Here is a 20,845-nt window from a genome sequence, read left to right on the forward strand (position 1 = left end):
CGATCCGCCCTGGAGTCTGTCCGTGATCTCCGCCTCCGCCGTCGAGCTGCGCGCCGGTGCCCGCGTCCTCATCGAGTCCGCCACCTTCCGCATCGCCAAGGGCGACCGCATCGGTCTGGTGGGCCGCAACGGCGCCGGCAAGACCACCCTCACCAAGTGCCTGGCCGGCGAGGGCATCCCGGCCGGCGGCACCATCACCCGCTCCGGCGAGGTCGGCTACCTCCCGCAGGACCCCCGCACCGGCGACCTCGACGTCCTCGCCCGCGACCGCATCCTCTCCGCGCGCGGCCTCGACGTACTGATCCGCAAGATGCGCGAGAACGAGCAGCGGATCGCCAACGGCCAGGGCGCGACCCGGGAGAAGGCGCTCAAGCAGTACGAGCGCCAGGAGACGGAGTTCCTCACCAAGGGCGGGTACGCCGCCGAGGCCGAGGCCGCCACCATCGCCGCCGCGCTCAACCTGCCCGACCGGGTGCTCGGCCAGCCGCTGCACACCCTCTCCGGTGGCCAGCGCCGCCGGATCGAGCTGGCCCGGATCCTGTTCTCCGACGCGGACACCCTGCTCCTCGACGAGCCGACGAACCACCTCGACGCCGACTCGATCGTCTGGCTGCGGGACTACCTGAAGACCTACCGCGGCGGCTTCATCGTGATCTCCCACGACGTCGACCTGGTCGAGACGGTCGTCAACAAGGTGTTCTACCTGGACGCCAACCGCGCCGAGATCGACGTCTACAACATGGGCTGGAAGCTCTACCAGCAGCAGCGCGAGGCCGACGAGAAGCGCCGCAAGCGCGAGCGGCAGAACGCCGAGAAGAAGGCCGCCGCGCTGCACTCGCAGGCCGACAAGATGCGCGCCAAGGCCACCAAGACGGTCGCCGCGCAGAACATGGCCAAGCGCGCCGACCGGCTCCTCGCGGGCCTCGACGCGGTCCGGGTCTCCGACAAGGTCGCCAAGCTGCGCTTCCCCGAGCCCGCCCCCTGCGGCAAGACCCCGCTCATGGCCGAGGGCCTGTCGAAGTCGTACGGCTCGCTGGAGATCTTCACCGACGTCGACCTGGCCATCGACAAGGGCTCCCGGGTCGTCATCCTCGGCCTCAACGGCGCGGGCAAGACCACCCTCCTGCGCCTGCTCGGCGGGGTCGAGAAGCCCGACACCGGCCAGGTGATCGAGGGCCACGGCCTCAAGCTGGGGTACTACGCCCAGGAGCACGAGACCCTCGACCCCGAGCGCACGGTCCTGGAGAACATGCGCTCCGCCTCCCCGGACCTGGACCTGGTCGAGATCCGCAAGACGCTCGGCTCGTTCCTGTTCTCCGGCGACGACGTCGACAAGCCCGCCGGAGTCCTCTCCGGCGGCGAGAAGACCCGTCTCGCGCTCGCCACCCTGGTGGTGTCCTCCGCGAACGTCCTCCTGCTCGACGAGCCGACGAACAACCTCGACCCCGCCAGCCGCGAGGAGATCCTCGGCGCGCTGCGCACCTACAAGGGCGCGGTCGTGCTCGTCACCCACGACGAGGGAGCCGTCGAGGCGCTCCAGCCGGAGCGGATCATCCTGCTGCCGGACGGCGTCGAGGACCTGTGGGGCGCGGACTACGCGGATCTCGTGGCGCTCGCCTGAGCGAACAGCCGATCGGATGGGCCGGCGGTCGGGGTTGATCAACTGCCTCTGGATCATTCGGCCCATCCGTGATCCACCATCTGTGTGAGATCTCCTCGTACCGGGGTGTGTCCTCCAGCGATTTCACGGCCGAGCCCCTGTGTGTGCAGGGCTCGGCCGTCGTGCGTCTCTGACCAGGCACTTCGCGAAACAGCCCGTTCGGGTGTACGGACAAGCCTGGGTGGAATCACAGCTTCCGCTCGTGAGTACGCACTCCTGTCGTCACAACCTTGTCCCACGGACCTTGCCGAATGGGTGGCCATCACGCCCCGGAGGGGTGATCATGAGGAGACCAGAGCGCACTTCCCATGAGGAGGACCGGGTGGCCGAGACTCTGAAGAAGGGCAGCCGGGTTACCGGCGCCGCGCGCGACAAGCTCGCGGCAGACCTGAAGAAGAAGTACGACTCCGGTGCGAGCATTCGGGCACTGGCCGAGGAAACCGGCCGCTCGTATGGCTTCGTACACCGGATGCTCAGCGAATCGGGCGTCACGCTCCGTGGGCGTGGCGGCGCGACGCGGGGCAAGAAGGCCGCCTCGGCCTGACGCGCCGGGCGGTCCATCGGCTTCGATGGCGGCCGTCCGGTCGGTCGTCCCCCAGGGCCCGTGAGGGACCTGGGGGGAGCCCCGATCGGCCGGGTGGTTACTGTGCAGTCACTTAGCATGCTCCAACGCTCGGCTGACCGCACTCATCGGAGGCGCCCCATGGCTTCGCTCGAACCGCTGCTCGACCAGGACGGCGTACGGCTCACCGTCGACGACGCCATCGCCACGGTGACGCTGACCAACCCGGCCAAGCGCAACGCGCAGAGCCCCGCTCTGTGGCGGGCGCTCACCGAGGCCGGGCGGTCGGTGCCGGGCTCCGTCCGTGTGGTCGTGCTGCGTGCCGAGGGCAAGTCGTTCTCCGCCGGTCTCGACCGGCAGATGTTCACGCCCGAAGGCATCGAAGGGGAGCCGTCCTTCGTCGATCTCGCGCGCCGTGACGACGCCGGGCTCGACACGACCATCGCCGAGTACCAGGAGGCATTCACCTGGTGGCGGCGCAACGACATCGTGTCCATCGCCGCCGTGCAGGGACACGCCGTCGGTGCGGGCTTCCAGCTCGCCCTCGCCTGTGATCTGCGCGTCGTCGCCGACGACGTGCAGTTCGCCATGCTCGAAACCAGCCTCGGACTGGTGCCCGACCTCACGGGCACGCACCCCCTGGTCGGCCTCGTCGGGTACGCCCGCGCGCTGGAGATCTGCCTCACCGGACGCTTCGTCCAGGCGGACGAGGCGCAGCGGATCGGGCTCGCGAACCTCGCTGTGCCCGGTGACCGGCTCGCCGACGCGGTGAGCGATCTCGCCGGCGCGCTGGTCTCCGCCCCGCGGGACGCGGTGATCGAGACGAAGGCGCTGCTGCGGGGAGCGGTGGACCGGGACTACGACCAGCAGCGCGCGGCGGAGCGTGCGGCCCAGACGCGGCGCCTGCGGGACCTCGCCGGGATCGCCGAGTAACCGACGGTCCGCGACGGGCGGCCCGTACCAGGGTCCGCGACGGGCGGTCCCGCACCGAGGTCCGTGCCGCTCAGAGCAGGGCGGTGCCCCGGGCTGCCCCGCCCGTCACCGCCGTGACGAGCACCGCCACCGACGGGTGGTCCGGCAGGGCCGCGCCGACCGCCGCCCGCACCTCGCGTGCCACGTCCAGCGTCCGCCGCTCCTCCGTCACCCTCAGATCCACCAGCACATGGCGGCGGGGGAGGACGGGCGCCGTCGTGCCGGCGGCGCCGAGGACGGTGGCCAGACGGCTCACCCCGGGAACCGAGAGCCCCGCGGCGGCCGCACGCGCCTGCTCGTCGTCGCCGGTGGGCGCGGGCGGGTCCGGCGGCGCGGCGGCCGGACCGGCCGGGGGGACCGTCCCTTCGTCCCCGTCGTCCAGCAGGCGCGTCAGCCGGAGGTCCACCTCCGCCACCCGCAGGCCGAGCCCCGCCTCGGCCGCGGTGGCGAGGACACCGCGCAACCGGGCCGCCGACGCCGGGAAGGGTTCGGCGGTCAGGTCCGCCAGGGCCGCGAAATCGGCCGTGACACGCAGCGGCCCGGACGGGAGCGCGCTCGGCGGCGGGGGCACCGCCGGCTCCAGCCCGTCGGGGTCCGCCACCGAGATGCGGAGCGTGCCGAGACCGAGCCCCCGCAGCCCGGCGGCCGCGCGGCGCAGCACCGACTCGGCCGCCCGCTCCGTGATCCACGCACCGTCCCGCGGGCCGCCCAGGGGGAGCACACGGCCCGGCCCGAGCTGCCGGCGTACCGCCTTGGTCCAACCGTCCGCCGTCATTCCTCCAGCCTGCCGCATCCCCGGCGCGCGGCACCGCAACCGCGCTTACTGTGGGCTGAGGGGGATGACCGGAAGGGACGTACGGCATGACTGACATGACGGAGCGGAACCGGACGGAAGGGCCCGACACCACCAAGGAATCGCCGCAGGCCGGACGCAGGGCCACCCGGCGCGGCGGTGGGGATCCGGCGAGCCGGGGGCGTACCACCATCGCCGACGGCGTCGTGGAGAAGATCGCCGGACTCGCCGCGCGGGAGGTCGTGGGCGTCCACGCCATGGGCAGCGGACTGTCCCGGACCTTCGGGGCCGTGCGGGACCGGGTGCCCGGCGGGGCCAAGTCCGTGACCCGGGGTGTGAAGGTCGAGGTCGGCGAGGTGCAGACCGCGCTGGACCTGGAGATCGTCGTCGACTACGGGGTGTCCATCGGCGATGTGGCCCGTGACGTGCGCGAGAACGTCGTGGCGGCCGTCGAGCGGATGACCGGCCTGGAGGTCGTCGAGGTCAACATCGCGGTCAGCGACGTGAAGCTGCCCGACGAGGAGGACGAGGAGCCCGATTCCCGGCTGCAGTAGGCGCGGCCCCGGCCGTGAGCACCCGGCCCACCCCGTACGTCAGGAGTCCGCGAGTGTCTAGGAGCGCAGGATGAGCTTGGCCATGATCGGCATGATCGCCGGGATGGCGCTGGGCTTCGCCGGGTACTTCGGCGGCTTCGGTGCCTTCCTGCTGGTGGCCGCGCTGGGTGCCGTCGGCCTCGTCGTCGGCCGGTTCCTGGAGGGGGACCTGGAACTGGGCGACTTCTTCCGCCCGCGCGACGACCGACGCCGGTGAACCCGGTGGACAGCGGCCGGCCCGCGGTGCGCGGAGCCGTCGACCCCGGTGAGCGCGGGGCGATCCGGATCGCCGACCGGGTGGTCGCGAAGATCGCCGCGCAGGCGGCGCGCGAGGCACTGGTGGCGCCGGCGCGGGACTCCGCGCCCCCGAACGCCACCGTCCTGGTCGCCCACGGGACCGCGCGTGTCCATGTGATGCTCGGGCTCCCGTACCCCTCGGACATCGGTGGCCAATGCGCTGCGGTGCGTCGTCATGTCATCGAGCGGGTAGGGACGTTGGCGGGAATGCACGTGTCGGAGGTGGCCGTCACGGTGGAACGGCTGCACCCGGCGCACGCACACGACGCGGCACAGGGGAGGACGCGATGAGCGAACCCCGGCGTTCCGAGGGCACCACGCGACGACTACCCGTCATCGAGAAGACCGACGACACGGACGCGGACGCGGCGGGCACGGGCGGGACGGCCGCCGGCCGGGCCGCCGACCAGTCCGCGTCCGCCGCCGCCTACGATCCGCCGCCCCCGCGCGAGGACGACGGCGGTGACGAGAAACGCTTCTGGTCCGCGCGCAGGATCCCCGCGGGCATCCTCGCCGCCCTGCTCCTCGGCGGCGCGGGCCTGCTCCTGTACGACGTCGTCGCCGTCCGCGCCGGGCGGCCCGCCATGCAGTGGCGCCGCTCGCTGGCCCGGGAACTCGCCGAGCGCCCCCTCGACGACCCCTGGGTACTGGCCGGCGCGTCCGTCGCCGTGCTCCTCGGGCTGTGGCTGCTGCTGCTCGCCGCGACCCCCGGGCTGCGTGACGTCCTGCCGATGCGGCGCGTCCGCCCCCGGGTCCGGGCCGGACTGCACCGGGGCGCCGCCGCGCTGGCCCTGCGCGACCGGGCCATGGAGGTCTCCGGAGTGCGGTCCGTACGGGTCCGGGCGGGCCGCAAGCGGGTCGACGTCCGCGCGGTCTCGCACTTCCGGGAACTCGACGAGGTACGCGCCGACCTGGACGTCACGCTCGCCGACGGCATCCGAGGGCTCGGCCTGTCCCGGCCGCCCGCCCTGTCGGTGCATGTCCGCCGGCCCGGCCGGAAGGGGTGAGGCGTGATGCTGCGCACCGTGAACCGGGTGCTGCTCGGTCTGGTGGGTCTTGTGCTGGTGGTGGCCGGCGGCGCCGTGCTCGCCGTGGGACTCGGTGTGCGCCCGCCCTCGTGGTGGCCGCACGACGGCCGCGAGGACGTCCTGCTCAGCGACGCCGAACGGACCCGGTGGCACGACTCCGGCTGGTGGTGGCCCACCGTCATCGCGGTGCTCGCCGTGCTCGTGCTGCTCGCCCTGTGGTGGCTGACGGCGGTCCTGCGCCGCCACCGGCTCGCCGAGGTGCTCGTCGACACCGGCGACGGTGAGGGCGCGCTGCTGCGCGGGCGGGCGATGGAGGGCGTCCTCACCACCGAGGCGGCCGAGGCGGACGGCGTCGAACGGGCCCACACTCGCCTGACGGGCCGCCGGGACGCCCCCGAGGCCCGCATCCGCCTCCTCCTCCAGCCCCATGTGAACCCGGGCGAGGCCCTGCACACCCTGACCTCGCAGGCCCTGGCGCACGCCAGGGACTCGGCGGGACTGGCCGAACTCCCGGCGGAGGTCAGGCTGCAGGCGGCCCGGCACCGGGCGGAGCGGGTCAGCTGACGCCCCGCCCCGCCGCGCGGAGGCGTCAGAACCCGTGCCGCATCCCGCCGTCCACCGGCAGCATGATCCCCGTCAGATAGGAGGCGGCGGGGGAGAGCAGGAACGCCCCCGTCCGCCCGAACTCCTCCGGCCGCCCGTACCGCCGCAGCGGGATGCGCGACTCGTGCGCGGCCCGCGTCGCCTCCGGATCCGCCGACAACCCGTCCAGCTCGCGCACCCGGTCCGTGTCGATGCGGGCCGGGAGCAGCCCCACGACCCGGATGCCCCGCGGCCCCACCTCGTCGGAGAGCGACTTGGCGAACCCGGCGAGCCCGGGCCGCAGCCCGTTCGAGATGGTCAGCCCGGGAATCGGCTCGTGCACGGACCCGGACAGCACGAACCCGATGACACCGCCCTCGCCCAGTTCCTCGGCCGCGGCCCGCGCCAGACGGACCGCTCCGAGGAACACCGACTCGAACGCGGCGGTCCACTGCTCGTCGGTGTTGTCGGCGACGAACCCGGGCGCCGGCCCGCCCACGCTGACCAGGATGCCGTCGAAACGCCCGAAGCGGTCGCGCGCGGCGGCGATCAGCAGCCCGGCGGCCCCGGGATCGGCGTTGTCCACGGCGACCCCCACCGCGTTCGCCCCGAGCGCGGCCGCAGCCGCCCCGGCGCTCTCCTCCTCACGGCCCGTGAGGACCACCTTCGCGCCGTCGGCGACCAGTTCCCGCGCGACCGCGTGGCCCAGCCCGCGGGTCGCCCCGGTGACGATGTACACACGGTCCTTCAGCCCAAGATCCATGACCCCTATCCTGCCTCCTGCCCGCCGTACAGGGCGAGGGCGGTCCCGACGAGTCCGACGTGGCTGAACGCCTGCGGGAAGTTCCCGAGCTGCCGGCCCGCCACCGGGTCGTACTCCTCCGCCAGCAGGCCCACGTCGTTGGCCAGCCCCACGAGCCGTTCGAACAGCTCGCGTGCCTTGGCCGTGCGGCCGGTCAGGTGCAGCGCGTCCGCCAGCCAGAACGAGCAGACGAGGAAGGTGCCCTCACCGCCCGGCAGGCCGTCGACGGAGGCGGTCGCCGCCGTGCGGTGGTCGAGTCCGTAGCGGCGCACCAGCCCTTTGTGGCTCAGCTCCGCACGGATCGCGTCGACGGTCCCGACGACCCGGGGGTCGTCCGGCGGCAGGAAACCCATGAGGGGGATGAGCAGCAGGGCGGCGTCCAGCTCCGTGGAGCCGTACGACTGGGTGAAGGTGTTCCGCTCCGGGTCGTAGCCGCGGTCGCAGACCTCGCGGTGGATCTCGTCGCGCAGGGCCCGCCAGCCCTCCAGGTCGCCGCCGGTCAGCTCCGGGTCGGCCTCCAGGGCGCGCACCGCCCGGTCGGCGGCCACCCAGCACATCACCTTGGAGTGCGTGAAGTGGCGGCGCGGCCCGCGCACCTCCCACAGTCCCTCGTCCGGCTTGCGCCAGGCCGTGCGCAGGTAGTCCATCAGCGCGCACTGCATGCGCCACATGTCCGGCTTGTCGGGCAGTCCCGAACGCCGGGACACGAACAGGGAGTCCATCACTTCGCCGTACACGTCCAGCTGCAACTGCCGTACGGCGTCGTTGCCGACCCGGACCGGACGCGAGTCCTCGTAGCCGGACAGCCAGGGCAGGTCGTACTCGGGGATACGGCGCTCCCCGGCCAGGCCGTACATGATCTGCAGGTCGGCCGGGTCGCCCGCGACCGCGCGGAGCAGCCAGTCGCGCCAGGCCTCCGCCTCCTCGTGGTAGCCGCAGGACAGCAGCGCGCCGAGGGTGAGGGTGGAGTCCCGCAGCCAGCAGTGGCGGTAGTCCCAGTTGCGGACCCCGCCGATCTCCTCCGGCAGGGAGGTGGTGGCCGCCGCGACGATCCCTCCGGTCGGGGCGTAGGTGAGGGCCTTGAGGGTGATCAGCGAGCGGACCACCAGGTCCCGGTGCGGGCCGTCGTACCGGCAGCGCGCCGCCCAGGCCCGCCAGTCGTGCAGGCTCGTCTCCAGCGCATCGTACGGGTCGACGAGGCGGGGCCGGGGTTCGTGCGAGGGGTGCCAGGTCAGGACGAACGCGACCTTCTCGCCCGGCTCGACGGTGAACTCCGCGTACGTGGCGCGGTCCTCGCTCCAGGACCGCACCCCGGGTTCGCTGCGCAGCCACACCGAGTCCGGGCCGGCGACCGCCACCCGGTGACCGTCCGACCGGCGCATCCACGGCACGGCCGAGCCGTAGTCGAAGCGCAGCCGCACCGTGCTGCGCATGGTCACGCGGCCCGACAGACCCTCCACGATCCGTACGACGTCGGGGGAGCGGTCGCGCTGCGGCATCAGGTCGGTGACCCGTACCGCGCCGTCCTCGGTCTCCCACTCGGTGTCGAGGACGAGCGAGTCGTGCCGGTACGCCCGCCGCGCGCAGGTTCCGCCTCCTCGGGGCGCGAGCGTCCAGTGCCCGTTCTCCCGGTCTCCGAGCAGCGCGGCGAAGCAGGCCGCCGAGTCGAAGCGGGGCAGGCAGAGCCAGTCGATGGAACCGTGGCGGTTCACCAGCGCGGCCGTCTGGTGGTCGCCGATCAGCGCGTAGTCCTCGATGCGGGGGTGCACGGGGTGCGGGTTCCCGGAGCCCGGGGTGATCAATCCGGCGGGATGCGGAGGGGGAGCGTCAGCCCGGCCCCGTCCCCGCCGTCGTCCCTCCCACCCCCGAGAAGATCACCCCGGAACCGGAGGGGGCCTGGTTGAGGACCCAGAGGCCGATCAACGTGGCGAGGGCGAAGACCAGCAGCACCAGGACGGCCAGCACCAGCCGCCGCCGCCGCTCCCGGCGGAGCCAGTCCCCGCGCGCCGTCCGGTACGCGTCCGGGGCGGCATGGACCCCGCCCGCCAGTGCGGCGAGTGCCTCGGCCAGCTCCCGTTCGGTGCGGTCCCGGCCGGTGTCGTTGCCGGTGGTGTCGTTCATCGCCGGGCCTCCATCGCCTGGGTCAGGGCGGCGAGGCCGCGTGCGGTGTGGGTCTTGACCGAGCCGCAGGAGATGCCCATCGCGGCCGCGATCTCGCTCTCCTTCAGCCCCAGCCAGTGGCGCAGCACGAGGGCCTCCCGCTGCCGGGCCGGCAGGTGCTGGAGCGCGTCGATCAGCACGCGCTGGTCGTCGTGGAGCAGCGCGGTGCTCTCGGCGGAGGCGACCGGCTCCTCCGCCGCCGGCGTCTCCACGTGCCTGCGGGCGACCTGGAGGTGCCGTATCCGCATCCGGGTCAGATTGCAGACCGTCGACCGCAGATACGCCTCCGCCGCCTCGGCGTCCCGCAGGCGCCGCCACTTGCGGTAGATCTGGTAGTACGCCTCGGCCACCACGTTCTCGGGGTCGTCGGCGCCCAGCAGCACCGCGAGCCGCAGCATCGAGGCGTAGTGCAGCTCGAACAGCCGGGCGACGCCCGCCTCGCGCTCCACGTCTGCCGGATCACCGAGGGCGCCCGGCGGCAGGGCGGGGCCCGGGACCGTCGCGGGGTGCGCCGCCAGGGGTTCGGCCGGGGCCGGTACCTGGCTCAGGGGCTGCCCGGCGGCGGCCAGGGGCGCGGATGCGGCCGGGGGCACCGGCACACCGAGGTGCTGTCTGCGTCTCACGGGTTGCTCGCTCCCGTCTCGGGGCGCCGCCTGACGGTCAGGCGGGACGGTAGGTCGGTCGCGTCGGCGCCGCGCGGGACACCGAGCCGTTCGAGGACCGTGGTGCCGACGACGGCGACGGTCAGGTTGAGCAGGAGCGCGAGCAGGCCGGCGTAGATCTCCAGCGAGCCGCCGCCCAGGAGCACGATGGACGAGAAGCCCTCGCGCACCACCAGGAACGTGCCGGTCAGCATGCCCACGCCCCAGCCGGCGAGCAGTGCCCGGGGGTGCAGCCGTCCGGTGAAGAGGCCGACGGCCACCGCCGGGAAGATCTGCAGTATCCACACCCCGCCGAGGAGCTGGAGGTTGATGGCGTCCTGGTCCCGCAGTCCGAACACGAACGCCACCGCCCCCACCTTCGCGGTCAGGGAGACCACCTTGGCGATGCGCACCTGGCGCTTGGGCGTGGCGGTGGGCTGGAAGTACTCGACGTACACGTTGCGGACGAAGCCCGTGGCGGCCGCGATCGACATCACCGCCGCCGGGACCAGCGCGCCCACGGTGATCGCGCCGAACACCAGTCCGGCCAGCGGTCCCGGCATCAGCCGGTCCACCAGCATGGGCACGGCCGCCTCGGCACCGCCCTCGGGCGCCCGCACCCCGGACGCGAGCGCCGCGATGCCGAGGAACCCGAAGAGGGCCAGCAGTCCCGTCCAGGCGGGCAGCGCCACGGAGACCTTGCGGACCGTCCGCGGCCCGTCGGCGGCGAACCCGGCGGTGAGGACGTGCGGGTACATCAGCAGGGCCAGCGCCGAACCGAGCGCCAGGGTGGCGTAGGCGGGCTGCTGTTCGGGGGCCAGCAGGAGCGCGGACCCCTCCACCCCGGTGCCGCCGAGCCGCCGGGCCGCGCCCTCGAAGACCGCGCCCGGACCGCCGAACCGTTCCAGCACCAGCCAGCACACGGCGGTCAGCGACACGAAGACGGCCACCGCCTTCAGCGCCGAGATCACCGCGGGAGCCCGCAGCCCGTGCCGGTACGTCGCCACCGCGAGCCCCGCGAACAGCGCCACCATCACGAGATCACCGGCCGCGCCCCTCGGGTAGACGCCCCCGGCCGTCAGCACCGCCCTGATGCCCAGCAGTTGCAGCGCCAGATACGGCATCGTCGCGAGGATCCCGGTCAGCGCCACCACCAGGGCCAGCGGCGCCGAACCGTACCGGCCGCGCACGAAGTCCCCGGCCGTCACATAGCCGTGCCGGCGGGCGACCTCCCAGAGCCGGGTCAGCAGCACGAAGGCCAGCGGGCAGACGATCACCGTGTACGGCACCGCGAAGAAGGCGGGCGCCCCGTTGCCGTACGCGAGGCCCGGCACGGCGGTGAAGGTGTACGCGGTGAAGATCGTCCCGCCCAGCAGCAGCCAGGTCCACACCGGGCCGAGGCTCCGGTCGGCCAGCGCCCACCCCTCCAGCGACGGCAGCCGGTCCGAGGGGCGCAGCCGGCGCGCGGTGACGGCGAGCAGCGACGCTCCGCCGATCACGGCGAGGAACGTCGCGGTCATGGCTGCGTCCGCCACGGGTCACCGTCCTTGGTGTGCCTGGGCCCCGGGTGTACCTCGGCCCTCGCGTGTTGGTTGCGCGGACGGCCGGTTCGGAGGACACGCGGCGGCGGGAAATCTTCGGGGAATCTTCTGGAATTCGCTGTCAACCGGATCCGTCGGGTGGGCAACTCTTGCACAGACCCGCAGCGACCGGGAGAGGAGAACGGCCCGTGACACGTACCCCGGCACACCACGCTCACCAGCGACTACGACGCGTCGCGCGTGCCGTCCTGCTCCTCGCCCCCGCCGCGGGACTGCTCTGGGTCCCCTGGTACGCCGGTGCGGAGCCACGGCTCGCCGGAACGCCGTTCTTCTACTGGTACCAGCTCGCCTGGGTCCCGGGATGCGGCCTGTGTCTGCTCGCCGCGTACGCACTGACCGACCGCCGCTCGGACGGGCGGCGCCCCGGCCGACCTCACTGAACCGCACCGCCCCCGTATCTCCCTGCCGCGCACCGCCGCACACCCGTTGAAATCAGGAGCCGCCATGTCTGTGTCAGCCATGCCCGAATCCGGTCCCGAGACGCCGGAGAAATCCCGTATGTCGCCGAAATCGATCGCGCTGTGGATATCCGTGGCCCTCGTCGGCGCGATCGGCTGGGCCGTGCTCGCGCTGTCCCGGGGCGAGGAGATCTCGGCCGTCTGGCTGCTCATGGCGGCCCTCGGGTCCTACGCGATCGGCTACCGCTTCTACTCGCGGTTCATCGTGCGCCGCGTCCTCCAGGCCGACGACACCCGGGCCACCCCGGCCGAACGCCTGGAGGACGGCGTCGACTACCACCCGACCGACAAGCGGGTGCTGTTCGGCCACCACTTCGCGGCGATCGCCGGCGCGGGCCCGCTGGTCGGACCGGTGCTGGCGGCCCAGATGGGCTATCTGCCGGGCACCATCTGGATCATCGCGGGCGTCATCTTCGCCGGTGCCGTACAGGACATGATCGTCCTCTTCCTCTCCATGCGCCGGGACGGCAAGAGCCTCGGCCAGATGGCCCGCGACGAGATCGGCAAGGTGGGCGGTGCCGCCGCGCTGATCGGCGTCTTCGCCATCATGATCATCCTGCTCGCGGTCCTCGCGATGGTCGTCGTCAACGCCCTCGCCGAGTCCGCCTGGGGCACCTTCTCGGTGACCATGACCATCCCGATCGCCCTCTTCATGGGCTTCTACCTGCGCTACCTGCGCCCCGGCCGGGTCGTCGAGACCAGCTTCATCGGCGTGGCCCTGCTCCTGCTCGCCATCCTCGGCGGCGGCTGGATCCAGGACTCCTCGCTCGCCGAGTACTTCGTCTGGAGCCCCGAGACCCTGGTCTTCTGCCTGGTCGGCTACGGCTTCGTCGCCTCCGTGCTCCCCGTGTGGATGCTGCTGGCCCCGCGCGACTACCTCTCCACCTTCATGAAGGTGGGCACCATCGCCCTGATGGCCGTCGGGGTCGTGATCGCCGCCCCGAACCTGCACGCCGAGCCGGTCACCGAGTTCGCCCACACCGGCACCGGGCCGGTCTTCGCCGGCTCCCTCTTCCCCTTCCTCTTCATCACCATCGCCTGCGGCGCCCTGTCCGGCTTCCACGCCCTGGTCTCCTCCGGCACCACGCCGAAGCTGATCCAGAAGGAGTCCCAGGTCCGCATGATCGGCTACGGCTCCATGCTCACGGAGTCCTTCGTCGCCGTGATGGCCCTGATCGCGGCGTGCGTCCTCGAACCCGGCCTCTTCTACGCCATGAACTCCCCGGCCGCGCTGCTCGGCCCCACCGTCGACACCGCCGCCGAGGCCGTCAAGAACCTCGGCTTCACCATCACCCCGGACCAGCTCACGGCTGCCGCCAAGGCGGTCGAGGAGCAGACCCTCGTCGGCCGCTCGGGCGGCGCGCCGACCCTGGCCGTGGGCATGTCGGAGATCTTCGCCGGGGTCTTCGGCGGCGCCGGGATGAAGGCGTTCTGGTACCACTTCGCGATCATGTTCGAGGCCCTGTTCATCCTCACCACCGTGGACGCCGGCACCCGCGTCGGCCGCTTCATGCTCCAGGACATGCTGGGCAACGTCTGGAAGCCGATCGGCCGCGTCACCTGGAAGCCGGGCATCTGGATCACCAGCGCCCTGGTCGTGGGCGCCTGGGGGTACTTCCTGTACGCCGGTGTCACCGACCCCCTCGGCGGGATCAAGCAGCTGTTCCCCCTCTTCGGCATCGCCAACCAGCTGCTGGCCGCGGTCGCCCTCGCCGTCACCACCACCGTGCTCATCAAGTCCGGGAAGCTGCGCTGGGCCTGGGTCACCGGCATCCCGCTGGCCTGGGACGTGGCCGTCACCTTCACCGCCGGCTGGCAGAAGATCTTCTCCGACAACCCCGCCATCGGCTTCTTCGCCCTGCGCGACAAGTACGCGGCGGCCATCGACAGGGGCGAACTCCTGCCCGGCGCCACGACCATGGACGACATGCACACGATCGTCACCAACAACACGGTCGACGGCGTGATCATGGCGATCTTCCTGATCCTGGTCCTCACCGTCCTCGTCAACTGCGCCGTGGTGTGCGTCCGCGCCGTCCGCTCGCCGGTCCCGCTGCCGTCCACCGAGGCGCCGTACGTGGAGTCGCGCATCGACGCGGGGGACTCCGAGAAGGAGCTGGTGGGGGCTCGCCGGTGAGCGTCCGGAACTGGGTGCGCGGGGTGCGCTGGTACCTGCGGGAGCTGACCGGCGAGGCGGAGTACGACCGCTACTGCGACCGCCGTCGCCGCCGTCACCCCGGGGCCCCGGTGCCGACCCGCAGGGAGTACGACGTCCTGCGGACGCGGCGGAGGGAGGAGCACCCGGAGGGGCGCTGCTGCTGATCGCGCCGTGCGGGTCGGGGGGCGTGGTCGGGTGCGTCTTCGGGTGCGTCTTTGGGTGCGGGTGCGTGGGGGCTGGTCGCGCAGTTCCCCGCGCCCCTAAAAGCATCAGGCCCCTGCGGGCCTGAAAGCCCAGGCCCCGCGGGTCTCAAAGCCAACGGCCCTGCGGGCCTGAAAAGCGCGGGGCGCAGCCCCGGCTTTTCAGGGGCGCAGGGCACTGCGCGAGAAGCCCCACCGGCCCGCACCCGGCCGCGCACCCGAACCCACCCCCACCGTCCATTCCCCCCGACCCCGGATCCAGAGATGCTGAGACGCCGACCCGCCCTCCTGATCCGTCCCGAACTCGACGACGACCCCCTGCACAGGACCCTGACCGAACTCCGCCCCGCCCCGCAGCTCCACGGCCTCGGAGCCGGCCGCACCCGCCCCTCCTGGGAACCCGTGGCCGACCTCCTCCGGGACACCGGCCGCGACTGGGACCGCCGAGCACACCGCCTCGCCGTACTGGCCCGGCACCTCCCCGCCGCCGTCCCCCAACGCTGGACGGCCGACCGCCCCGAGGACGGCGACGCCCTGACCCTGCGGGCCTTCGTCGAGTCCTGCCGTGCCCCCGCCACCGACCGGGCCGCCGTCCGCCGGGCCGAGCACGCCTGCCTCCGCGCCGCCGAAGCCCGCCCCGAGGACCCCAGCCCCTGGCTGGCGCTGCTGGCCCTGATGCACACGTGCGCCGTACCGGTCAGGGACGCCGTGCCGGTGTGGACCGAGGCCGTCGACCGGGCGCCCTGGCTCCGGACGGCCCACCACCGTCTGCTCCGCTACCTGTCGCCGCGCGGACACGGCACGGTCCCCGACATGATGGACTTCGCCTGGCAGGCCGCCGCCCGGGCCCCGCACGGCTCCCCGCTCGCCCTGCTCCCGGTGGCGGCCCGTGTCGAACTCATGGCCCACCGCCAGGACGCGGCGCCGTTCGACGCGCTCGGCTCGGGCGGCGGCAACTGGCACGAGCCCCGGGCCGAGCGCGAGATCGACCTGGCCCTCGGGAACTGGTTCGACGCCGGCACCGCGCCCCACGCCGAAGCCGTCACCGACCTCAACCTGCTGGCCTTCGCCCTGACCCGCGCCCACCGCCCCGCGGAGGCCGCCCCCGTCTTCCGGCGCCTCGGCCGTCACATGACCCGTCACCCGTGGGACCTGCTGCCCGAGCCGGACCGCACGTTCGCGTACTGGCGGGAGAGAGCGGCCGACGGCCGCGGCCGGACCTGAGACAGGCCCGGGCCTCCGGTCACGCGGGCGCGGGCTCCGTCTCCTTCTCCTCCGACGCGGCGGTCGCGGCCTCCGCGCGGTCGCGGCGCTCACGGCGGACGAGGACGACGTAGCCGATCGGGACACCGAGGGCGAACAGCCACCACTGCAGGGCGTAGGCGTAGTTCAGCGCGGCGTTCTCGTCACCGGGGCTGCCGAGCTGCTGCGGCGTGCCGCCCTTCGGGTCCGGTGCCGTCTGCGCGAGATAGCCGCCGAGCACGGGGACGCCGAGGCGGTCCGCCTCCCGCCCGCTGTCGATCAGCATGATCTGCCGGTCCGGCAGGCCCTGGAGATCCTTGATGCCGCTCGCCTCGGTCGTCTCGTCGGGCATCAGCCGCCCGGTGATGGTGACCTCGCCGGCGGCGGGCGCGGGGATCTTGGGGAACGCGGTCTGGCTCGGCCCGTTCGCCGGGATCCAGCCCCGGTTGACGAGCAGCACCTTGCCGTCGTCGAGCACGAACGGGGTCAGGACGTGGAAGCCGACCTCGTCGTCGGCGTTGACGCGACGGCGGACGACGACCTCGTCGTCGGTGTCGAAGCGGCCCTTGGCGGTCACCGTGCGGTAGCGCTCGGCGCTGGTGACGGTGTGGCCGGGCGTGGTCAGCCGCTCCACGGGCACCGGCTTCGCGGCCAGCGCGTCGGCGACGAGCTGATTCCGGGCGCTGCGCTCCTCGTAGCGATGCATCTGCCAGATGCCCAGCCTGACCATGGTCGGGATCAGGACGAGCGAGAGCAGCGTGAGGGTCACCCACTGCCGGGACAACAGGAAGCGGTACACGTCTTGACCGTACCTCGCGTCATTCGGCCCCCGGCGGGAGGGTCCCGTCGAGGGCCGTCACCTCCGCGGTTGCGGAGAGCGCACGGTGACGTTTCGGCTCAGACCTTGTCGACGATGCCCGCCCTCCCCTCGGCCCGCGCGCAGTGGGCGCCGCAGTACCAGTGGCCGTCGACGTCGACGCCCTGGCCGATGATCTGCACCCGGCAGTGCTCGCAGATGGGGGCCATACGGTGGATCGCGCAGGAGAAGCAGTCGAAGACGTGCACCGCGCCCTGCGCGTGGACCTCGAAGGTCATTCCGTAGTCATTGCCGCAAACTTCGCATCTCGCCATGCGCCACAGGGTGAGCCGTCACCACCGCGCGGGCGAGCGGGCGGCGGGCGAGTCGCGCGCCAATCACCCGTCCGTACGGCCCCGCCGGCACGGGCCGTCCCGCCGCTCACCCGTCGGCGGGCTCGACGTCGCGGAGCAGCTGCCCGAACGCCGCCTCGTCCACGACGGGCGTCCCGTACTGCCGGGCCTTGACGACCTTCGACGTGTGCGAGTCGGGGTCGTTGGTGACCAGCAGACTGGTCACCCGGGACAGACTCGTCGCCACGTGCAGCCCGGCCTCGATCGCGCGGTCCTCCAGCAGGTCGCGTTCGACCGAGGTGTCCCCGGAGAAGGCGACCCGCATGCCCTGCTTGAGCGGTTTGCCGTCCTCGTAACGCCCGGGGTTGGGATGGGGGCAGGCGGGCCGCTTCCGTGAGGGCCGCCAACTGGTGGGCCGGTGGGCGCCGTAGCCGCCGGGGCCCGCCTGCTGTCCGATCCGGGGCGCCGCGGGGCTCTCCCGCCACTCGGTCAGCGGCCGGCACTCGTGCAGCGGCAGCCGTACGCCGCTCGCGGCGGCGGCCCGCAGACTCGGCCGGAACGCCTCCGCCAGCACCCGCGCGTCGTCCAGCGCGTGGTGCGCCCGCTGCTGGACCACCCCGAAATGCGCCGCCAGCGACTCCAGTTTGTGGTTGGGCAGCGGCAGGCCCAGCTCCTTCGACAGCGCGATGGTGCACAGCCGCTGCCGCACGGGCGCCTCGGTCTCCGCCCGCGCGTACTCCCGGGCGATCATCGACCAGTCGAACACCGCGTTGTGCGCGACGAGGACGCGGTCCGCGAGCCGTGCGGAGAACTCCTGCGCGATGTCCCGGAAGAGCGGCGCCCCTTCGAGCACGTCGCTGGTCAGCCCGTGGATCCATACCGGCCCCGGGTCCCGCTCCGGGTTCACCAGCGTGTACCAGTGGTCCTCGACCTCGCCCCGCGCGTCCAGTCTGTACACGGCCGCGGAGATTATCCGGTCGTCCCGGGCCAGACCGGTCGTCTCCACGTCGACGACCGCGTACCCCTGGGGATACGCGGTCGGCCAAGGCGCCTGCGGCGCTGCGGTCGTGTGGTCTTCGAGCATGGTCCCTGAGGATACGGGCCGCGACTGACAGCCTGTTACCCGGCGCCGATGAGGGAGGGGTGACGGAGCGACAGTGCCGCCCCGCCTCGCCCGGATTGGCGGAGGACGCCAAGAAGCAAGCGCGTGCCACCGGAAATACTTGTCAGTAACAACGTCTAGCCCTCACCGACCGGCGGATCTACCGTGCCCCCATGCCGAACCTGCCCGATGTCGTGCTGTGGTCCATACCCGCCTTCGTGCTGCTCACCGTGATCGAGGTGATCAGTGTCCGGATCCATCCGGACGAGGATGCCGCCGGGTACGAGGCGAAGGACGCCGCGACCAGTGTCGGCATGGGGCTCGGGAGCCTCGTCTTCGACTTCCTCTGGAAGATCCCGATCCTCGCCGTCTACACGGCCGTCCATGAACTGACGCCGCTGCGCGTCCCCGTCCTGTGGTGGACGATCCCGCTGATGCTGCTCGCGCAGGACTTCTTCTACTACTGGTCGCACCGCGGCCACCACGTGATCCGGATCCTGTGGGCCTGCCACGTCGTCCACCACTCCAGCCGCAGGTTCAACCTGACGACCGCCCTGCGGCAGCCCTGGACCACCTGGACCGTCTGGCCCTTCTACGTCCCGCTCATAGCCCTCGGCGTGCACCCGGCCGCGCTCGCGTTCTGCTCCTCCGCCAACCTCGTCTACCAGTTCTGGATCCACACCGAGCGGATCGGGAAGCTGCCCCGGCCGTTCGAGTTCGTGTTCAACACGCCCTCGCACCACCGGGTCCACCACGCCTCCCAGGGCGGCTACCTGGACCGCAACTTCGGCGGCATCCTCATCGTCTGGGACCGGCTGTTCGGGTCCTTCGTCGAGGAGACCGAACGGCCGGTGTACGGGCTGACGAAGAACATCGACACGTACAACCCGCTGCGGGTCGCCACCCACGAATACGTCGCCATCGCCAAGGACCTGAAGCGGGCCAGCGGTTGGGGCGAACGGGCGGGCCGGGTGCTGCGCGGGCCCGGCTGGCAGCCCGTGCGGCCGCCCGAGCGGGCCGCGGCGGCCGGGGAGGACGCGCCGGTCGGGAAGGGCGCGCCGGTCGGGGAGGACGCGCCCGCCGGGAAGGGTCCGGCCGCCGTCGAGGAGACCGCCGCGTGAGACCGGACCGGGCGTCCGTCCTCCTCGTCGCCTTCGGGATCGCCGCCGTCGCCGACCTCGGCGCCCTCGCCCTCGGTCTCGCCCCCGGACACACCGTCGCCAAGCCGTTGCTGATGCCGCTGCTCGCGGCGTACGCGTACACGCGCGGCGCGCCCCGGCCGCTGCTCGCGGCCCTGCTGTTCGGCTGGGGCGGTGACGTCCTGCTCCTGTCCGACGCCGAGCCGGCCTTCCTCGCCGGGATGGCGTCCTTCGCCGCCGGACACGTCTGCTACCTCGTGCTGTTCCACAGGTCCGCCCGACCCGCACGGTTCGCGTACGCCATCGGGTACGGCCTCGCCCTGGTCGCCGCCGTGGCGAGTCTGTGGCCCGGTCTGCCGGCGGACCTACGGCTCCCCGTCGCCGGCTACAGCGCCCTGCTGACCACGATGGCGTGGTCCGCCACACGGCTCGGGCCCGTCGCGGCGCTGGGCGGCGCGCTCTTCGTGCTGTCGGACATGCTCATCGCGACCGGCGTCGCCGACTGGCCGCAACCACCCCGCCCCGACCTGTGGATCATGCTCACGTATCTGGCCGCCCAGTACCTCCTGGTCCGCGGCACCCTCGGCCACCCCGGCGCCGGCGGGCCACCCACCCCGGCCCACCCGGTCCGCCCGGGCCGGAGGGCGTGATCGTCGGCAGTCCCGTAGGGGGCGGTCACCAGCGGATCGGTAGCGGCAGGGCCGTCAGCAGGGCCGAGACCGCGACGACCGTGCCGAGTACGGCCACCTCGGCCCGTGCGGGGGCGCAGGCGTCCAGCGGGTTCCCGGTCGTGCGGCGCAGTCGGTGGCGGGCCCGCAGGGCGAGGGCGGCCACGACGGCCACCAGGAGCACCTTGGCCAACAGGGCGCGCCCGTACGCCGTCTGCGTCACCTGGTCCCCGACCGTCTCCGGCGGCATCCGGCGCAGGGTGCTCCACACCCCGGTGGCGGTGACGGCGGCGAGCAGCACGGCGGCCACGCGCGCGTAGAGGCCCAGCAGCGCGGTGCCCGCCCGGGTCGAGCGCCACGCGCGTGTGCGCAGGGTCCGCAGGACGTGGAGCAGACCGCCCGCCCACAACGCCCCGCAGGTCAGATGCACCAGGGTCAGGCAGGTGCCGACGAGCGGACCGTCCTCGGCGGGGGGATGCGCCCGCAGCGCCTCGGCGACGACGAGCGCGGCCACGGGCACCGCCTGGGCGGCAGGCCGGCGGGAGAGCGCGAGCAGCCCGGCCGCCGCGAAGGCGTTCACCTCCAGCAGCGCCAGTCGGCCGTCCCGGCTGTCGTAGAGGCCGCCGATGTCCAGGTCGGCGGGGGAGCCCGGTATCAGATTGCCCGTGGCCACGACCGCGGCCGACCCCAGGGAGGCCAGGAAACCGGCTCCCGCCGCCCAGGGAGCCCAACTGCGCGGCGCCGCCCCGCGCTCGCCGGGCACCCGCCGGGCGAGCCACCCCACGAACAGCTCGCCCGCCGGCACGCACAGCGCCGCCAGCGCCACCGTCCGCGCCAGGGCGACGAACCCGGCGCCGGGCGCCCCTGCCTCCCCCGTACCGGCCAGCGCGGCACGCGGCCCGAGCAGGGGGATCAGCGCGCCCGCACCCACCAGGACGAGGACGGCGACCGCCCGGACGGCACCGCCTCCGGGCCACCCCGTCCGCCGCTCGGCATCCCGCTCGGCATCCCGTCCGGGCTCGTCCGCCCCCGCCTCCG

General features: G+C 73.1%; 24 protein-coding genes. 14 read left to right on the plus strand and 10 right to left on the minus strand.

What is annotated here, in order from left to right; translation table 11 throughout:
• The first annotated feature begins 22 nt into the window (after window positions 1-22).
• The 3 genes from PYR72_RS37095 to PYR72_RS37105 all read left to right on the plus strand — a co-directional run bounded on the left by PYR72_RS37095 (window position 23) and on the right by PYR72_RS37105 (window position 3,155).
• Complete coding sequence (locus PYR72_RS37095) at window positions 23-1,621, plus strand: ABC-F family ATP-binding cassette domain-containing protein (protein ID WP_275459357.1); 1,599 nt, start codon at window positions 23-25, stop codon at window positions 1,619-1,621.
• A gap of 361 nt (window positions 1,622-1,982) precedes the next feature.
• Complete coding sequence (locus PYR72_RS37100) at window positions 1,983-2,204, plus strand: helix-turn-helix domain-containing protein (RefSeq protein WP_006123601.1); 222 nt, start codon at window positions 1,983-1,985, stop codon at window positions 2,202-2,204.
• A gap of 159 nt (window positions 2,205-2,363) precedes the next feature.
• Complete coding sequence (locus tag PYR72_RS37105; protein WP_275459358.1) at window positions 2,364-3,155, plus strand: enoyl-CoA hydratase/isomerase family protein; 792 nt, start codon at window positions 2,364-2,366, stop codon at window positions 3,153-3,155.
• Between the two features lie 70 nt (window positions 3,156-3,225).
• Here PYR72_RS37105 and PYR72_RS37110 read toward each other — a convergent pair whose 3' ends face one another.
• Window positions 3,226-3,969, minus strand: coding sequence for a nucleopolyhedrovirus P10 family protein (locus PYR72_RS37110; RefSeq protein ID WP_275459359.1), 744 nt, complete (start codon window positions 3,967-3,969; stop codon window positions 3,226-3,228).
• Window positions 3,970-4,055: 86 nt separating this feature from the next.
• Here PYR72_RS37110 and PYR72_RS37115 point away from each other — a divergent pair, with 86 nt between their 5' ends.
• The 5 genes from PYR72_RS37115 (at window position 4,056) to amaP (ending at window position 6,469) form a co-directional block, all read left to right on the plus strand.
• Window positions 4,056-4,541 (plus strand): Asp23/Gls24 family envelope stress response protein, encoded by a 486-nt coding sequence (locus PYR72_RS37115; RefSeq protein ID WP_037728233.1) that lies wholly within the window; start codon window positions 4,056-4,058, stop codon window positions 4,539-4,541.
• A 70-nt stretch (window positions 4,542-4,611) separates the two neighbouring features.
• Window positions 4,612-4,797: a hypothetical protein gene (locus PYR72_RS37120; RefSeq protein ID WP_013004641.1), complete on the plus strand. Its 186-nt coding sequence runs from the start codon at window positions 4,612-4,614 to the stop codon at window positions 4,795-4,797.
• Window positions 4,794-5,168: a hypothetical protein gene (locus PYR72_RS37125; RefSeq protein WP_275459360.1), complete on the plus strand. Its 375-nt coding sequence runs from the start codon at window positions 4,794-4,796 to the stop codon at window positions 5,166-5,168. Before PYR72_RS37120 ends, PYR72_RS37125 begins: the two co-directional genes overlap by 4 nt.
• Window positions 5,165-5,884 (plus strand): DUF6286 domain-containing protein, encoded by a 720-nt coding sequence (locus tag PYR72_RS37130; protein WP_275459361.1) that lies wholly within the window; start codon window positions 5,165-5,167, stop codon window positions 5,882-5,884. The genes PYR72_RS37125 and PYR72_RS37130 overlap by 4 nt, the downstream gene beginning before the upstream one ends.
• Window positions 5,885-5,890: 6 nt before the next feature.
• On the plus strand, window positions 5,891-6,469 hold the full coding sequence (amaP, locus tag PYR72_RS37135; protein WP_275459362.1) for an alkaline shock response membrane anchor protein AmaP: 579 nt from the start codon (window positions 5,891-5,893) through the stop codon (window positions 6,467-6,469).
• A gap of 25 nt (window positions 6,470-6,494) precedes the next feature.
• Here the strand turns inward: amaP and PYR72_RS37140 are convergent, their stop codons facing one another.
• The 5 genes from PYR72_RS37140 to PYR72_RS37160 are packed head-to-tail and all read right to left on the minus strand — an operon-like array spanning window position 6,495 to window position 11,625.
• Window positions 6,495-7,250: an SDR family oxidoreductase gene (locus PYR72_RS37140; RefSeq protein WP_275459363.1), complete on the minus strand. Its 756-nt coding sequence runs from the start codon at window positions 7,248-7,250 to the stop codon at window positions 6,495-6,497.
• Window positions 7,251-7,255: 5 nt separating this feature from the next.
• The gene (locus PYR72_RS37145) at window positions 7,256-9,058 is read right to left on the minus strand and encodes a glycoside hydrolase family 15 protein (protein ID WP_275459364.1); all 1,803 of its coding nucleotides are present in this window, start codon (window positions 9,056-9,058) and stop codon (window positions 7,256-7,258) included.
• A gap of 58 nt (window positions 9,059-9,116) precedes the next feature.
• Window positions 9,117-9,410, minus strand: coding sequence for a hypothetical protein (locus tag PYR72_RS37150; protein ID WP_275459365.1), 294 nt, complete (start codon window positions 9,408-9,410; stop codon window positions 9,117-9,119).
• Window positions 9,407-10,072, minus strand: coding sequence for a SigE family RNA polymerase sigma factor (locus PYR72_RS37155; protein ID WP_275459366.1), 666 nt, complete (start codon window positions 10,070-10,072; stop codon window positions 9,407-9,409). Before PYR72_RS37155 ends, PYR72_RS37150 begins: the two co-directional genes overlap by 4 nt.
• The gene (locus PYR72_RS37160) at window positions 10,069-11,625 is read right to left on the minus strand and encodes a sodium:solute symporter (RefSeq protein WP_275459367.1); all 1,557 of its coding nucleotides are present in this window, start codon (window positions 11,623-11,625) and stop codon (window positions 10,069-10,071) included. The genes PYR72_RS37155 and PYR72_RS37160 overlap by 4 nt, the downstream gene beginning before the upstream one ends.
• Before the next feature lie 194 nt (window positions 11,626-11,819).
• Between PYR72_RS37160 and PYR72_RS37165 the strand changes: the two genes are divergently transcribed.
• The 4 genes from PYR72_RS37165 to PYR72_RS37180 all read left to right on the plus strand — a co-directional run bounded on the left by PYR72_RS37165 (window position 11,820) and on the right by PYR72_RS37180 (window position 15,731).
• Window positions 11,820-12,071, plus strand: coding sequence for a DUF3311 domain-containing protein (locus tag PYR72_RS37165; RefSeq protein ID WP_275459368.1), 252 nt, complete (start codon window positions 11,820-11,822; stop codon window positions 12,069-12,071).
• A gap of 64 nt (window positions 12,072-12,135) precedes the next feature.
• On the plus strand, window positions 12,136-14,286 hold the full coding sequence (locus PYR72_RS37170) for a carbon starvation CstA family protein (protein ID WP_275459369.1): 2,151 nt from the start codon (window positions 12,136-12,138) through the stop codon (window positions 14,284-14,286).
• Window positions 14,283-14,471, plus strand: coding sequence for a YbdD/YjiX family protein (locus tag PYR72_RS37175; protein ID WP_275459370.1), 189 nt, complete (start codon window positions 14,283-14,285; stop codon window positions 14,469-14,471). The genes PYR72_RS37170 and PYR72_RS37175 overlap by 4 nt, the downstream gene beginning before the upstream one ends.
• A 300-nt stretch (window positions 14,472-14,771) precedes the next feature.
• Window positions 14,772-15,731, plus strand: coding sequence for a hypothetical protein (locus PYR72_RS37180; protein ID WP_275459371.1), 960 nt, complete (start codon window positions 14,772-14,774; stop codon window positions 15,729-15,731).
• Between the two features lie 19 nt (window positions 15,732-15,750).
• On the opposite strand, the gene PYR72_RS37185 is transcribed toward PYR72_RS37180, so the two are convergent.
• The 3 genes from PYR72_RS37185 to PYR72_RS37195 form a co-directional block, all read right to left on the minus strand.
• Window positions 15,751-16,548, minus strand: a complete 798-nt coding sequence (locus PYR72_RS37185) for an SURF1 family protein (RefSeq protein WP_275459372.1) — start codon at window positions 16,546-16,548, stop codon at window positions 15,751-15,753.
• A gap of 98 nt (window positions 16,549-16,646) precedes the next feature.
• Window positions 16,647-16,880 (minus strand): hypothetical protein, encoded by a 234-nt coding sequence (locus PYR72_RS37190; RefSeq protein WP_275459373.1) that lies wholly within the window; start codon window positions 16,878-16,880, stop codon window positions 16,647-16,649.
• A gap of 106 nt (window positions 16,881-16,986) precedes the next feature.
• On the minus strand, window positions 16,987-17,982 hold the full coding sequence (locus PYR72_RS37195; RefSeq protein ID WP_275459374.1) for a DEDDh family exonuclease: 996 nt from the start codon (window positions 17,980-17,982) through the stop codon (window positions 16,987-16,989).
• A gap of 191 nt (window positions 17,983-18,173) precedes the next feature.
• Between PYR72_RS37195 and PYR72_RS37200 the strand changes: the two genes are divergently transcribed.
• Complete coding sequence (locus tag PYR72_RS37200; RefSeq protein WP_275459375.1) at window positions 18,174-19,121, plus strand: sterol desaturase family protein; 948 nt, start codon at window positions 18,174-18,176, stop codon at window positions 19,119-19,121.
• Window positions 19,118-19,789, plus strand: coding sequence for a lysoplasmalogenase (locus tag PYR72_RS37205; RefSeq protein WP_275459376.1), 672 nt, complete (start codon window positions 19,118-19,120; stop codon window positions 19,787-19,789). The genes PYR72_RS37200 and PYR72_RS37205 overlap by 4 nt, the downstream gene beginning before the upstream one ends.
• Before the next feature lie 25 nt (window positions 19,790-19,814).
• Here the strand turns inward: PYR72_RS37205 and PYR72_RS37210 are convergent, their stop codons facing one another.
• Window positions 19,815-20,741, minus strand: coding sequence for a CopD family protein (locus PYR72_RS37210; RefSeq protein WP_275460624.1), 927 nt, complete (start codon window positions 20,739-20,741; stop codon window positions 19,815-19,817).
• Window positions 20,742-20,845 lie beyond the last annotated feature (104 nt).

Origin of the sequence: Streptomyces sp. VNUA24, assembly GCF_029167005.1 — a bacterium.
Lineage (GTDB): Bacteria > Actinomycetota > Actinomycetes > Streptomycetales > Streptomycetaceae > Streptomyces > Streptomyces scabiei.